Source organism: Streptococcus sp. UMB0029, from assembly GCF_002871495.1.
Taxonomy (GTDB): domain Bacteria; phylum Bacillota; class Bacilli; order Lactobacillales; family Streptococcaceae; genus Streptococcus.
In genome coordinates this window covers 18,886-33,058 of sequence record NZ_PNGD01000009.1, presented here as the reverse complement: position 1 = coordinate 33,058, position 14,173 = coordinate 18,886, and the positions used below count along the sequence as shown (strand labels likewise).

General features: G+C 40.0%; 15 protein-coding genes. All 15 read right to left on the bottom strand.

Going from position 1 to position 14,173, the window contains the following annotated elements:
* Positions 1 to 5 precede the first annotated feature (5 nt).
* The 15 genes from CJ239_RS07185 to CJ239_RS07115 are packed head-to-tail and all read right to left on the bottom strand — an operon-like array spanning position 6 to position 14,172.
* Positions 6 to 626: a hypothetical protein gene (locus CJ239_RS07185; protein WP_102211062.1), complete on the bottom strand. Its 621-nt coding sequence runs from the start codon at positions 624 to 626 to the stop codon at positions 6 to 8.
* On the bottom strand, positions 626 to 838 hold the full coding sequence (locus CJ239_RS07180) for a hypothetical protein (protein WP_102211061.1): 213 nt from the start codon (positions 836 to 838) through the stop codon (positions 626 to 628). The genes CJ239_RS07185 and CJ239_RS07180 overlap by 1 nt, the downstream gene beginning before the upstream one ends.
* The gene (locus CJ239_RS07175; RefSeq protein ID WP_102211060.1) at positions 835 to 5,028 is read right to left on the bottom strand and encodes a phage tail spike protein; all 4,194 of its coding nucleotides are present in this window, start codon (positions 5,026 to 5,028) and stop codon (positions 835 to 837) included. Before CJ239_RS07175 ends, CJ239_RS07180 begins: the two co-directional genes overlap by 4 nt.
* Positions 5,028 to 5,750, bottom strand: coding sequence for a phage tail protein (locus tag CJ239_RS07170; RefSeq protein WP_102211059.1), 723 nt, complete (start codon positions 5,748 to 5,750; stop codon positions 5,028 to 5,030). The genes CJ239_RS07175 and CJ239_RS07170 overlap by 1 nt, the downstream gene beginning before the upstream one ends.
* Complete coding sequence (locus CJ239_RS07165; protein ID WP_102211058.1) at positions 5,747 to 8,485, bottom strand: phage tail tape measure protein; 2,739 nt, start codon at positions 8,483 to 8,485, stop codon at positions 5,747 to 5,749. The genes CJ239_RS07170 and CJ239_RS07165 overlap by 4 nt, the downstream gene beginning before the upstream one ends.
* Positions 8,486 to 8,504: 19 nt before the next feature.
* Entirely contained in the window at positions 8,505 to 8,633 is a 129-nt protein-coding gene (locus CJ239_RS12180) for a hypothetical protein (protein ID WP_000382427.1), read from the bottom strand.
* Positions 8,634 to 8,671: 38 nt separating this feature from the next.
* On the bottom strand, positions 8,672 to 9,148 hold the full coding sequence (locus tag CJ239_RS07155; protein ID WP_102211057.1) for a hypothetical protein: 477 nt from the start codon (positions 9,146 to 9,148) through the stop codon (positions 8,672 to 8,674).
* A 1-nt stretch (position 9,149) separates the two neighbouring features.
* Complete coding sequence (locus CJ239_RS07150; RefSeq protein WP_102211056.1) at positions 9,150 to 9,818, bottom strand: phage tail protein; 669 nt, start codon at positions 9,816 to 9,818, stop codon at positions 9,150 to 9,152.
* A gap of 13 nt (positions 9,819 to 9,831) precedes the next feature.
* A complete protein-coding gene (locus CJ239_RS07145) occupies positions 9,832 to 10,176 on the bottom strand; it encodes an HK97 gp10 family phage protein (protein WP_102211055.1) in 345 nt (114 codons plus the stop codon).
* The gene (locus tag CJ239_RS07140; protein ID WP_001074487.1) at positions 10,163 to 10,510 is read right to left on the bottom strand and encodes a hypothetical protein; all 348 of its coding nucleotides are present in this window, start codon (positions 10,508 to 10,510) and stop codon (positions 10,163 to 10,165) included. Before CJ239_RS07140 ends, CJ239_RS07145 begins: the two co-directional genes overlap by 14 nt.
* The gene (locus CJ239_RS07135; RefSeq protein WP_102211054.1) at positions 10,510 to 10,815 is read right to left on the bottom strand and encodes a head-tail adaptor protein; all 306 of its coding nucleotides are present in this window, start codon (positions 10,813 to 10,815) and stop codon (positions 10,510 to 10,512) included. Before CJ239_RS07135 ends, CJ239_RS07140 begins: the two co-directional genes overlap by 1 nt.
* A 2-nt stretch (positions 10,816 to 10,817) precedes the next feature.
* Positions 10,818 to 11,147, bottom strand: coding sequence for a hypothetical protein (locus tag CJ239_RS07130; RefSeq protein WP_102211053.1), 330 nt, complete (start codon positions 11,145 to 11,147; stop codon positions 10,818 to 10,820).
* A gap of 25 nt (positions 11,148 to 11,172) precedes the next feature.
* Positions 11,173 to 12,426, bottom strand: coding sequence for a phage major capsid protein (locus CJ239_RS07125; RefSeq protein WP_102211052.1), 1,254 nt, complete (start codon positions 12,424 to 12,426; stop codon positions 11,173 to 11,175).
* A 14-nt stretch (positions 12,427 to 12,440) separates the two neighbouring features.
* A complete protein-coding gene (locus tag CJ239_RS07120) occupies positions 12,441 to 12,983 on the bottom strand; it encodes an HK97 family phage prohead protease (RefSeq protein ID WP_102211051.1) in 543 nt (180 codons plus the stop codon).
* Between the two features lie 46 nt (positions 12,984 to 13,029).
* Positions 13,030 to 14,172, bottom strand: coding sequence for a phage portal protein (locus CJ239_RS07115; protein WP_102211050.1), 1,143 nt, complete (start codon positions 14,170 to 14,172; stop codon positions 13,030 to 13,032).
* Position 14,173 lies beyond the last annotated feature (1 nt).

The following is a 14,173-nucleotide window of genomic DNA, read 5'->3' as shown; positions in this document are numbered from 1 at the left end:
CGCCTCTATCCTTTAGGCTCGTACTTCCATGCTGCACCTGTTCCGTCCATTTCAAGACGACCGTTACGGGCAAAGTCGCTGACAGGTTCACCGTTGTAAGTAAATTCCTTGTTCAACTGAATCAAGATACGCTTACCTTCGCCATCCACCTCAACGTGTGCTGGGTCTTCAATGGTAATCAAGTCATGTGCCAAGTAATGTTTCCCAACCTCAGCCAGTGGAATCAACTCTACCAATTCCTTGTAGATAGTTCCATAAGCGATTGTCTTGCCTGCTACGGCATTTAAAACGATCGCATGGGTGATTTTACCATAGCGGTCTGTCTCTGCCTGATTGTGCTTAACAGCTTGGTCTGTAGCCGTTTGTTTGGCTTCTGTCTGAGCCAGCTTCTGTTCAGCTTCTTGCAGTTTAGCCTGCGCTTGCACGATGGCGCTTGTTGGGTCAAGCTCTGTGCGGATATGATCCAGCACTGCTTGAACCAAAGTCGCTTCATTATCCTGCGTATGGTCACCGTGCAATTCTACTTGCTCGTAAGAATAGCGTCCGTTGTTTTCCATCTTGATCGCGACAACTGTCACATTTTCTGTACCTTTAAGATATGGTTTAATTGCTACTTCGTAATTCATTAGTTAGTTCCTTTCATTTTAGCTTGTGTTTCTTCAAATAACTCTTTTAGAGCTGGGTCATATTCTAGAACCTCTTTCATCGTGTGCAATTCGCTTGCTACATACAAATAAAGAGCCTCGTTCTTAGCTGATTCTTGCTCGCTAACTGCTAGTTTTTTAGTCAGTGAATCAAGTGTTAACTGATTTACTACTGCGTCCATGTTGTTATTCATGCTATTGTTTTCTCCATTTTTTCTATTTTTTGATTTAACTCTTGAATGGCTTTGATTAGGTAAGGTACCAGTGCAAATGTGTTATATGTGTAAACTCCATCTGGGGCCTCTCGAAAAGCGTCTGGAGCGTACTTCTGCACATCTTGAGCCATGATACCGCATGAGATATCCTCTACCTCATTATTAAATTCTTTTCGGTAACTATACGTTTTCAAACGATTAATAATATCAATCCCTGAAACACTACTCTCTTGAATGTTTGATTTCAGTCTGCGGTCAGAAGTATCGTTCGAAACTAGGAAATAATCTCTGCCACCATCGGTTTTTTCCAGATAAAAATAATATGTACTGCTTCTTCCAATCTTCTTGTATTGACTAGAATAGACCCACGCACCACCATCATAAATGATGTTACCTTCTACTTTCAGGTCGCTGTGAATAATTGGTGTTCTCCAAAATTCAGCGGTATTCTTACAATACATCTTGCCATTATTTTTAACGAACCATGCATAGTATCCAGGTTCGTTCCAATCGTATCCCCAGTTAACCCAGAGAGCTGATGCGTTATCGCCACCTTCGCCATTTCCCATTCCAACCGAGAAGTGGTTGCTACCAGTTATCCAACGTCCAGAACCTGAATCATGCGTTCCGAGCTGGAAGCCACCAATCCAGCCTTTGTAACCCTCTAAAACAGTTGAGCTAGTAATGACGGACTCGACTCTTGTCGCAAAAATGCGTTTAGATGTCAGTTGGTCAATAAATGCTTCATTTGCAGTGATTTTTCTAACAAGCGCATTATCAACTTTCAACTTCTCAGCCGTGACCGCTTCAGCGTCTAATATCGTAGTCGTGACCGAACCAGCTTCAAAATTGGCCGTTTTCAGCTTGTCAATCATAGCTGACTTGATAACAGCATTATCAATCAGCGTTTCACCAGTGATGTGGGTCAATTTCCCGTCAAGTCGATTATGACCGTTAGCGCCAAGATTAATTCCAGAGATGATATCTCCAGCAGAGTTGATGTTCTGAACCACCCACGAACCAGCCAGTTGACTTTGAACCGTGCGAATCGCTTCGTCTGTGTCTTCAGGAGCTTCTTTGTAGTCCGTCGCGACAGAACCTCTTTCAAGTTGAACATCTGTCACATAGAGATTGATGGTCTTCCCTTTTTCTCCGTAGAGCATCAAATTTAGATTTTCAACATCGTCTGATAAAGTAAACGTAAATGTGAAGCGCTTGTACTTCGATGTTATTTGTGGACTTGGGATACTTTGCCACTCTTGTCCAATAATGTCCTTGTTTTTGATGTAGTGCAAAGCGACTCTCAAGCCACTGTTGCTATCACCGCCATCTTTTGAAACAAGAAGAGATACACTCACTTTCTCACCTCGAACACCATCAAATGCAAAAGATTGCTGAATTCCAAAAAAATTAGCAACATCTTGAGATTCGTGATAGAAGTGTAGTCCTGGACGATTTCGATTATTGGGATTTTGAGAGTGTTGATAGTTAAAATTCAAACCAAAATTGACAGATTGATATTCAAGCCAATTTTTTGAACCGTTCTTAAATTGACCATTCCTGATATAATTTCGGCCACCTTTCGCAGCTTTTGAAACCTCAACCTGGAATAGCTGGCTTGTCATAGCCATTCGAGCGACATTGTCTACGATACTATTGTTAGTATTGCCTAAAATTCGCTCATAGAGCTGACTGGTCTCTCTGACTCGCTGGAAGTCGCTCTGGTTAGCCTTGCCAGCTATCTGAGATGTGATACTTGCAAATTGCCCATCGACCGTCTGCTTGTACTGAGCAATTTTTGTAGCGATGTCATTGTTAGTCTGCGTACTTATCGCACCAAAACGACGTTCAAGACCTCGCACATCTTCTTGATAAGCCGATTTCCCAACATAATCTCTGGATATCTGCTCACGAACTGCGCTGACTTGACGAGCGCTCTCCTCACGAGCATAACGCTGCAATGCTTCCTGTCGCTGACCGTCTTGATTAACGTAACGCTCAACTGCTGACATCTTAGCAGATAGGCCATCCGCTGTTTTTTGGAATTCAGACTTGGCAACTACAAGGTCAGTCTTGCCGTCCTCTGGAGCAGGACCTGCATCTATACGAGTAGAACTTCTGGTCAATTCAACCTTGCGAAAAGCCACATGGCCAATCTCGTTATAACCAAGAATAATTCGCCAGAAATTAAAATTTTCAGGCTTGGTCAATGCTGGTATAGTGACTTGATAAGTCTGCCAGCTAGACGTGAGATTGAAATTGCCATACATAATTTCAGGATTATTGGAAACTGTACGGTTAGCCCTTAATGATAGCCAAACACTTGAAGAACCAGAGTAGCAAATTCCTTGAAACGAAAGTGTGTAGGTTTCGCCGATTTCCAACTCAAGAAGAGCCGTCGATTTTTTCCCCAAAGCGTGACTGCCTTCTCTTGAATAGATTTGCATCTGCTTCCAAGTCTTCGTAGTACCTTTTACATTGTATTCTCCGTTTGCAATAATCCAATCTTGTGGACTATTATCTCCTTGAGTATAGTACCAAAGTCCCCTTGAAAAATCGTAGTCTTCAGCATAATTCCGACCGCCGACCTTCATTTTGGCAAAGGTTTGAGTCAGTCCATCGATGTCTTGTTTAACTTCAGATTTTGTTGCAAATCCGTTCATCTGGCCAGTCATACGACTAAGGGCCTCTGTGGTCGTTCTGCGATATTCCGAAGCTTGATTGACCTCGCTTGTGACTGTCTGTTTCAAAACATCCAAATCTCCCGACAGAGCCGTCTGAGCGTTCGTAGTCTGTGACTTAAACGCTTCGAGTTTGGCAATTGAATCCAACCCAATCTGCTTCGCTTCCTGAGCGAGTAGGCTGCTTGCGCCAGCGTTTTTCAAGGCTTCCTCAGCCTTGCGCTTGGCTTCTTTCAATGGACCATTGTCAAAGCTATCGAAGCGCTGATTGATAGTGTCAGACAGTTCTTGCTTGACTTCTTCCGCCTTGGCCTTGGCAAGTTCGATAGCGTCAGTAATATCTTTCTCACGCTTGGCAAATTCAGCGTCAAAAGCACGGTCAGCGTTGGCGATCACACGCTCCAGCATAATGTCAAATTGTGTTTCTTGCTTGTCCAAGATCGCATTGGCTACTGCTGAAACACCGCCACCGTTTCCTCCTGATTTCACTTTGTCATCAAAGGTAATGGTCAGATAGGCTCCCTGTCCATTGTTTGCCAGACAGTCATACTCGTAGGCAATGGCCTTCTTATAAACGTCCACATTATGCTTATAGCTTTTCAGATTGACTGTGTCACCCATGTGAACAGTCTGCCCATCAAGTTCATATGCTTCAATCTTAATGGCATCTGTAGCCTTGTCTATGTGTTCGTTAGTAAATTTAGCACTGGCCCACTTTGTCAACTCCTCAACAGTCTGAATATTGTTATTTGTATAACTTCTTTCGTTGATATACGGGTAAGCACCAATTAAGGGACTATCTACTGTTATAGCAATCGTTGTATCTTCCTTGGCGCCCTCTGCCTTAAATGTAGACTTGGCGTGAATCCGAGTAACAACATTTTGTGAGTTTTTGGTACGTTGATAAGATTTAAGATTTTTGTGGGTAGAGATGATAACACCTCTGTCCTCTCCTCGGTTTCGCTTGATTGAGATAGCGAAATTATCCCGAACCAACTCTCCTTCCCACGTTCCCACGATTGAGTGAGCGCCATCCATCAACACGCTGTAGAGTGTTTCTACTTCTTTCGTGTTGATGGTCCGCCTGTCTGTGATATCACTGGTAAATGAAAAATCATTGATAGGAGACTTAGCAACTTGTACCAATTGAGAAAGAGCCTGCCAGCAACTCTGCTTATTGACAGACAAAGGATTGATAGACCGCTGCATGACATCATCAGTGATATGATAAGCAGTGATTTCTAAATGGTCATCATTCTCTACTGGCTTCTTGATACGGAACAACTGCGGACCAATCACAGGAGCTGGTGCTTTAATCAACATATCTTCACGGAAAAGTTGATAAATCTCAGAGTCGGTGATAGGGTAGCGAACAGTAAGGGTAAAATCCCCATTCATTTGCTCTTTTATGATTGCTGAAGTCGCTTCATGCAGTGGAATACCGTTCCATTTAACGTTACGAGTATCACTTTCAAGCAAATATAGCATTATGCCCACCCCCAAACCGTTTCGATTTCAAGTGATTGAATACCTGGACCTAAAACAACACCAACATTCTGCACTTTCGCTGGATCAACTGTGATAAAATCCCCTGACCATTTCACTGGCTTCCCTGTTGTCGTTTTAAAACTAGGATTGTCAGGATTATTGACCATCACAAGTGATTCAGTAAGCCTTTCAAGACGAATGACCTGACCAGCAATTGTAAACGAAGTCTCAGAAGCACTCTGACCAACGATTGTGATTTTAGGAAAGGCAAGAGCAGAACCTTGAACGGTCAAGGTCCCACTTCTTGTCAATCTCTGTGTATCGGTGCCTTTAAAGTATTTTGTAGGATGGCAAGTGAATTTTACATCCACCGTCCATGCACCAAAATCATCTTTAACAATTTTGAAATCATCCACTTTATAGCACCAATATTTCACGCTTGGTTCTTGTTCATTCTCCAACCAAAATTTTTCACGATTTAACAGAGAAGAAAAGCGGTATAAGTCTTCATCCGTTGGGTTAATCAAGCTGATGTGGTAGCTTTTTTCAATCAACCTACGATGCCTATTTGATTGAACAATTGCACCACTGATCCCATCATGTTCTAAAAGACTAGTTTTTGAGGAGGATACGATGACTTGTGGTCGTGTTTCAACTAGAATCTCACATTTAAATGATGATGTTTTCACTCCGTCGATGATTAACTCATTAATTTTTGTCATGCGAAACCTCCTCTCAAATTAGTTTTTCTTTGTAGTTCTTCAGCAATACGTGTTCCGACTACGTCAGCTAGTCTATTCAAATCGGCTTCTTCTCGGATGGTCACTCCTGAAAAGTTGACATTGATGCTATTCGATGTATTCATCGTATTAGCAATACTTTGTCCAATGGCACCAAGAGTTGACTTATTGAGCGGAAGGATTGCTTCTGCACCAGCTTCTCCACCAACCATTGCTCTATTTCCATTCATTCCAAATAAAGTCGGCTTGGTCAAGATACCACCCTTGGCATACCACTCTACGCCAATACTTGGCAACCCGTTACTCAACCAGTCAACTGGGTTAAGAGAGCCTGAAATACTAAAGTGTGGTAGAGGGATATGAGGCCATCTAAATTCAAAGTTAAAGAATCCCTTAATAGCTTCAATTGCACTACCTACCGCATCTTTAGCACCGTTAATAGCATTTGAAATAGTTGATTGGATAGAGTTCCAAATATTGCTAGCAGTTGATAAGATACCATTAAAAATTCCTGAAATCGTGCTACTCAAATTATTAAACAAATTTGACCCAGTTGAGACCAGGTCAGACCATAAATTGGAAAGGGTAGAAGTAAAACTTGACCACAGAGACTGAGCTCCTGAAATCAAACTTGAGAAAATATTGGACAAGGTGCTAGTAAAGCTAGACCACAAAGACTGTCCCGTTGAGACTACTGAAGACCAAATTTCAGAAAGCCAAGCAGTGAAACTTGACCACGCTGTAGTAGCAGTCGTGACAATATTAGTCCACAATTCAGAAAGCCAAGCGGCGCAAGCATCCCACGTCGACTGAAGCCATTCGGATATAGCCCCCCAGTTCATGATGGCCTGAATGATGAGTGTAATAGCGGCAATAGCAGCAACTATTGCCGCTACGACAATTCCAACAGGAGCACCTATTGCACCTATAGCAATAACTAGAGGTGCTATTGCACCAAGCAGTAGCATTACAGCAGTTGTAACGAGACCAAGAATCACGATAGTCTGTTGATCAGTTTCATTTAAGCTGGTAAACCAATTGACAGCAGATTCAAGCATACCCATCAAAGGTTCTAAAGCTGGTATAACAGTCTCAAGTAATTTACCACCTATCTCAGCAAGACCTTCTTTCGCTTTGTTGGAATAGGTTGTTAGTTTATCAATAGGATCTATTGTTTCATCAAATGTTGTTGCTACAGTTCCTGATGAGTTTTGTGCTGCTTCAGCTAAATCATTAAAGCTAAAGGCCCCACGTTGGATAGCATCTACCATACGTGGGGCAGCCTTGCTCCCAAAAACTTCAGAAGCAATTCTTATTGCTTCTGTCTTACTAGTAGCATTCTGAATTGCATTGACGGTCTCGTTCAACCCCTCAGTCAATGTCTTTCCGTCTTTAGCATAGTTTACTGTAGCCTTTGAAAGTGAAGCTAAAGCGGCAGAAGAGTCAATCCCACTTTTTTCAAATCTACCAATTAATGTCGCCCCTTCTTCAAAAGATAATCCTAGCATCTTAATCTGTGGAGCTCCATCAATGGCTTTTTGAAAGATAGAGTCATAAGATTGACCAGTATCCTGGCCGACCTTTGTTACTGAGTCCAATACTCTCGCTAGATCCTCATTAGATAGACCGTAAGCATCAATTGCTTTCTTGGCATTTATTGCGGAATTTGAAACGTCTTCTCCAGTTATTTTCGAATATTTCAATAGATACTCTGCTGCAGATTGCAAAGTATCGCCAGTAAGTCCAAATTGTGTGTTTAACTCACCGACTGCGTCAGCAGATTCTTGAAATGTAGTCGCTGGTAAAGATGTAGCGATTCCTTTTGCAATTTCCTGAAGTCCTAACAAGGCTTCTCCAGTCAGTCCAGTCTTCGTCGTAACAGTATCCATTGCTTCGTCAATTTCAGACCATGCATCTACTGTTTTTCTACCAGCATCAACCATTTTTTGACCTAGTTGTCCTGCCTTTTCAGCAACGTTCATCATTACATCGGCTTTTAAGTATCCTGTAGCTTCCTTGATGTTTCCTGTTGCTGAACGGCTCGAATCCCCTAGATTCCCCATGGCTTTATCTATCTTTAACACCTCAACTTCTGCTTGCCCAATTTCATTTTGAAGTTGTCGCCATTCCTCTGTTCCGATTTTTTCCTTTCCTAATTCCTCTTGTTTCCGTTTCAACTCCTGGACCTTATCCTTGGCTAATGAAGATTGTTTACCTAATAACTTCATTTTTTCTTCGGACAATTCTACATTTTTAGGATCTAATTCAAGCTTCTGGTTGACGATATCAAGTTCTTTTGCAACATTGTTGATTTCTTTGTTGAGATTTAAAATAGACTTTGGATTTCCTACATCTTCGATATGTTTTTTGGTTGAATTCATTGCCTGGTCAACAACCTTCATCTGTGATTCAACTTTAGAAATTTCAAGTTGAAGCTTATTCCACTGTGCTGACCCAACTTCGGATTCTCCCAGTGCCTTTTGTTGCTTTTTGAGTTCAGCAATTTTCATAGCACCAACACGAGCTTGTTCCTGTAAGTTGAGCAACTTACGATTCAGCAAGTCGACATTGTCTGGATCCATCTTCAATTGTCTATTGATGTTGTTGAAATCTTTTTTCAAACTAGATAAAGCATTATTGATACCTTTTACTGACCTGTCAAATTCAACAGTATTAGCACCAAATTTGACATATAAGCCTTCAAATGTTTCAGCCATAGATTTCCTCCTTTCAGTTTTAGTCAGACATTACATTTAGTAATTCTGCATTTGATAAAGTTTTCTTCTCATTTTCATTGATACTCATCTGATGTAGTGTCCCCATCAGATAATTAAAGTGTTGACTTTCTGCCCAAAAAACATCCATCCGATTTTCAAAAACAACCTTATAAATTTTTTCGGATGTTATGACTTCTGTTGAGGCTTTTTTCTATCTTGAGGAACCTTTGCTCTACTTCGGTTAAATTCATAAAAGAGGTCTGAGAAAAAACCAATATCGATCAAATCCCCAAACCAAGGAGCAAGGGAGGCTGTTTCAGCAGTCAGCTCATTCTGTACCAAGCGACCATTCTCAACCTCACCGTACAGACAAGGGATGACTTCAGTTAGGAAGTTCATGAAATCTGGCTCCATAAGTAATGGCATTAGTTTGACTTTTTCTTCATCAGTTAAATCAGATAAGCTAGCATTTACACCAGTTGCAAGGGCAAGCTGTGTGTAAGCTGTGAGTGCTTTTTGGTTGTCATCAAAGAAGTTGCGACCTGTTCGCTGTTCATACATCTTGATAGCTGGTAAAGAGTAAAGAAAGCGCACTGTTTCAGTGTGCTCTCTTTCTTCACCATAACTATCAAACGCTGTGAATGATAGTTCTTTTTTAATCATTTTAGCCTCCTGACACGATGGCTGTTGTTCCTAAAGCTTCATTGATAAAATCAATCAATTTCGTTGGGGTACTTGAAGTGAACAATTTATCAAATTTAGCACGAATAACACCCTTGTCTGTATCACGCCATACAATTTCTGAAACAGGTTTTTTATCTGAATCTAGAATGAAATTGTTAGGTGACGCAGTACATGGAATTTCGATTTCTTTTGGTGTAGCAGAACTTTCATCTGCTGTAGTGCTGCCTTTTGGAGCTGATGCTTTTACATTGGTCCAGATGTGGAACTCCTCAACCTCAGAACCAAACTCATCTGTAACTGTTTCAGTATATCCCCAAATGAAATTCGCATTCACACCAGTATCGATGAGCGCTGGAGGAGTTGAAGTTGTCAGCTTTTTACCCAAGTGATCAACCATGAATTGTTTAGGAATTTGATAAGTCGTGATGGATCCCTCAGTTGATTTCTTACCTTGAAGACGAACGTGCTCCACATTGTCTGCGTAGTATGCCTTTGATTCTTGTGAAGTTTCAAAAGATGTTTTTCGCAATCCTGTAAATGGGTATGGTGTTTTTAGATCGAGTGCGCCAGATTCTGTTTTTGAAATCTTAGCAAAGAATCCCATGGCATTACCATGAGTAACCTCTCGTGTGTCATATTTATAAGTCATTGTGACTCCTTCCTTAATTTGGTCTGATTTTTATTGATTTCATATTATTGAGAAAGATTTCTTTATTTTTGAGATAAGCTGGTCTGATGTGTTCTTGAGGTGCTACAAATCCACCATTTTTTGTTGCGTGGCCATTTTCTAACAAGTGAGCAAGCGACTTTTCTTTCCCTTTGTTATATACTACAGCGATATCTTCAATGGTCTCGTGAGTCCATCCTTTTTCATATACTCCGTTTCTTCTAGGACTTCCGTCTCTAATATCTCCAGCGGTGCTTTTTCCTGCTTTTTCTATGATTTCTAAAACCTGATTCTGTATATCGATTTTTAATGTTTTCACATTAACGCTACCACTTCCCACTTGTGAATACCTCGATTCTGTAGGTTGTAAGTAAGTAATCTGTATCAGGCTGTTTTAGATTCAACTGACTAGGTTCACACATAAAATTAGACAACATCAATTCCTCAATGCTGTCTAGTTTCTTCTTGTGATAGTGACTGATTTGAATAGTCACTTTTCTCATGTGTACTGTGTCATCAGCAGTAATACTACTACCAGGAGTTAAACGATAGTAAAGAATAACGTTGTCAGGAGAGGACTTTTCCTCACGTTCCATATAGAACACTTTTGATTTTAAAGTGTTTTTTTCTAGGATTTCTTGAATTTCTTGCCTGGTGAAAAACTTCTTAGCCATTATTTCAATTCTCCTAATTCAATTATCGTGTAGTGGGCATCATCAGATTCAGTTCCAACATTTACCTTGTACTCTTTCCCTTTGTACTTCACGTAGTCTAAGGAATCTGTCACATAGTTAGAACGTATCCGAAATCTTGCTGTCAAAACTTGACCATCTGCCAAAGCTTTATCAAGCCTACGTTGGTAGATTTTCTCTTTTTCAGCTTTGACTTTCTTTTCTACAACTTGTTTTTCAAAAACACCTTTTTCGACCTCTGTACGCTTATCGTAACAAAGGATGATTGATACTCTAGATGATTTCATGATTAAACTCCGTAAATAGCTTTTAATTGATAGAGAATATTTGTCAATTCTTCATCAATCCAGCTCATTGTTGTTGAGTTTCCTGTCATCAAGGATTTATCAAATCTCTGAACACATCTCAAATGTAACCAATCTAAAATTATTTCTTTATCATCCTCTTCAATCTCATCCCATTCTGTCAATTCGCTTTCTTTATCGATGCGAGTGATAGGAATGTTGTTTCTCGTTAGATATGAAATCCCACTATTTATGTAGCTTAAAAGTTGAGTGTCGAAGATTTCTTCTTCGACATCAACTTCAACCATTTCTTTAATTTGATTAAGGATTGTCATTTTAGACTCCCCTTTCTATTTAAAATCAACCTTTTGTGAATTTCACAGCTGATTTGTACTGACCAAGTCGGCCACCAAGCACGCTAGCAAGTTCGATATGACGGCGATTCATCGTTACATCATAATCTTCAAAGCGATCAGCAGAGACATCATCACCAATCATCTTATAAGCCTTGTCAGCAAATGCGATAATTGGGTTAGTCGCATCTTCCATCCAGTCATAGACATATACTTGGTAACCAGCAATGACATTCCCTGTTTGTGAAATTGGTGCGAATGGTTGTGGATCAATGTAGCGTTTTTCACCATCCTTAACCATTTTAAGTTTACGAGCAATAGTTTTTGAAGTTACCAAAATTGGAGTTGTATTTGCAGCAAGTTTATCAATCCCTTTGACGAGGGTTTCTAAAACAGTACTGTCAAATTCCCCGTCAACACTGATTTCTTGTGTATCAAATAGTTGAGTAAGTGTTTCTTCTGCAATAGATTTAATTTCAGTGATTTTGTCATCATCATCACTATTTTTACCATCGCCGATAACAACAGCACGTTCAACTGCACGGATAAAGCCTTGGGCTAATTCATTCATCACATAGTTGAAGTAAGCACCTGTTGTATCCTTCTTCAAGTCAGCATACTCAAAACTGTACTTGATGTAGACAGCTGCAGAGTTGATTGTATAATCGATAAATACAAAAGATTCATCTTTCTTTGTTTTGCCATTCTGATGGCCTTTAGCTTTTGCTTGTTGCGTTTGAAGTGCAACACGTACTGCATAACGAGGATCTTTGGTTACATGGTTCAGGATACCATCGTAATCATTAAATGCATTTTGGATTGCAATCAATACTGGTTCAGGTAAGATTTTGTTAACATCAGTTACACCTTTTTCAGCCAGATTTGCTTCCCACGCTTTGCGGGCACTGTTTGAGCTTCCTTCGTTATCCATGAGGATTCGAGCGAAATCAAGTGCAGCTTCTTTTGTTTTTAAGTATTCCATTTGTGTCTTGCCTTTCTGTACTTCCTTGATAGATTTAGCAGCTTTATTGAGATTGTCTTCTTTTTCTTCAATCTCAACATCTAACTTAGAAATTTTGTTTTTGAGTTCCTCTGCTTTGGATACCAATTCTTCTGCATCTGATTTCAACTGTGCAAGTTCTTCTTCTCCAATAGTTGCTGACTTCAATTTCTCTTCGATTGAAGCTTTTTTTAATTTGACCTCAGATAACTCATCTGCATGTTTTTGTCGTTCTTCCATCAATTCGACTAGTGTTTTCATTTTTTGCTCCTTTTTTAAATTGTTGCAAGTTTACTCATGATATCTTGCTTCATGTTCGCCTGAGCGATTCGCTTGTCAACCATAGACATATCAAATCCCTTAATATTATCAACGGTTGCTTGAGGATTGGCTGGCACGGTCACGACAGATATTTCAAAGATTTCAACTTCTTTAAAAATCCATCCACCGTAAGGTTGCTTAGAGTCAACTGGCTCATAATCATTAATAAAAAACCCAATGCTCAGACTATCCAGTGCCCCCATCTTCATGAGGTCATAGGTTTTCTTAGCTTCTGGATCGCTTAGGTTGAATGTTGACCGTGTTCGCAGACCTTTTTCATCTACCGACAGCTCATGCTTACCGATGACACGATTGCGGTCGTGATTTAAGCACATAGGGACGACGGCCTTAGTTTTCAGGGTATTGTCAAAACACCCCTTGGCCATCACATCGCCATCTCTATCGGTATTGCCATAGGTGGAGGCATAAGCCTCAAAGTGAAAGTCAGCTGACTCTTCCTCAACTGACTTGACGACAAAGGTTTTTAACTTTTCCATAGCCTACCTCCTTTCTTAAAATTTCTGCCAACCGCCCACCCTATTTTTAATTACTTTCGCTCGGCTCGATACGGACTGCATTTAGATTGGTTTCGAATACTTCTCCACCTTCATATCCTGGAAGCCCTAGATAGGTTTCGCGGAATTCATTTGAATTCATCAAACCTGCGTATTTAGATTTAAATCCACCTTCTACTAGATCCTTGAATGAAATCATGTCAGCCATATCAAAGAAGACCAAGAGCTTGTTTCCTTGTGTCCTTGCCGTCTTCGTGAAATATTTTCTATTAATTTCTTCAGAGAATACACGTTGATATAATTTCATAACGCTAGAATAGTAAGCTCTGTATTGTTCTTCTGTGTAGTCACAAGTAAACAATTTTTCATTAATCCCATGAGCATGATAAAGTTGAGATTTCAGAAACTCCATTTCTTCTTTAGAAGCGGTTGAGTAATCTTTGTTTAATTCCATAAACTCTTCACCTTGCTCGAGATAGGCAATGCCACCATTTTCAGCAAGTTCCATCATGCTATCAACTCGACTCTTAGCTTGTTTCTTCAAATGTTCATCTGCTGCTTTAGTTGGTAGTTTTAAGAATCCTCTCAACTTTGAATTCCCTCTGCCTAACTTCTCGGTTAACGCATCAAGGTTGATATCAATTAATTCTGTGATTTGGTTTAGTTGACTTGTCACGTTTAATTTAGGATTCTCAAAAACCCAAACATCGCTAAGAGGTAGCTCAATCTCTACATCATCAATCATGATTTCAACTCTCTCTGCAGTCCATGATATGGTTTTCTTAGCAAGCCAAATTTCAATCAGTCGACCATTCTCCCAACGTGGAACAACGACTGCAACACCATCTTTCAGCATAGCTCTTGTTACATTTGCCCAAAATACAACTGGTATTTCAAGAGGATTTGGAGAGAAAGATAAAACATTTGCAAGATCACTATTTTCAAACCACTCCATCTTATCAACTCCTGTCGGATTTCGAGTGATTCTCACATGCTTAAATCGAACTTGTGCAGTATCTGTTGAAATCTTATTGTAGATATTGTCTAAGTAAATCGAATTTCTTCTCCAATAATTCAAATTTCTTTGTAAATAGGTCCTTGTGGATTTTCTATTACTTGGTTTGAAAATCCTAGCAAAAACCTCTCTTAGATTATTTATATATTTGTTCATT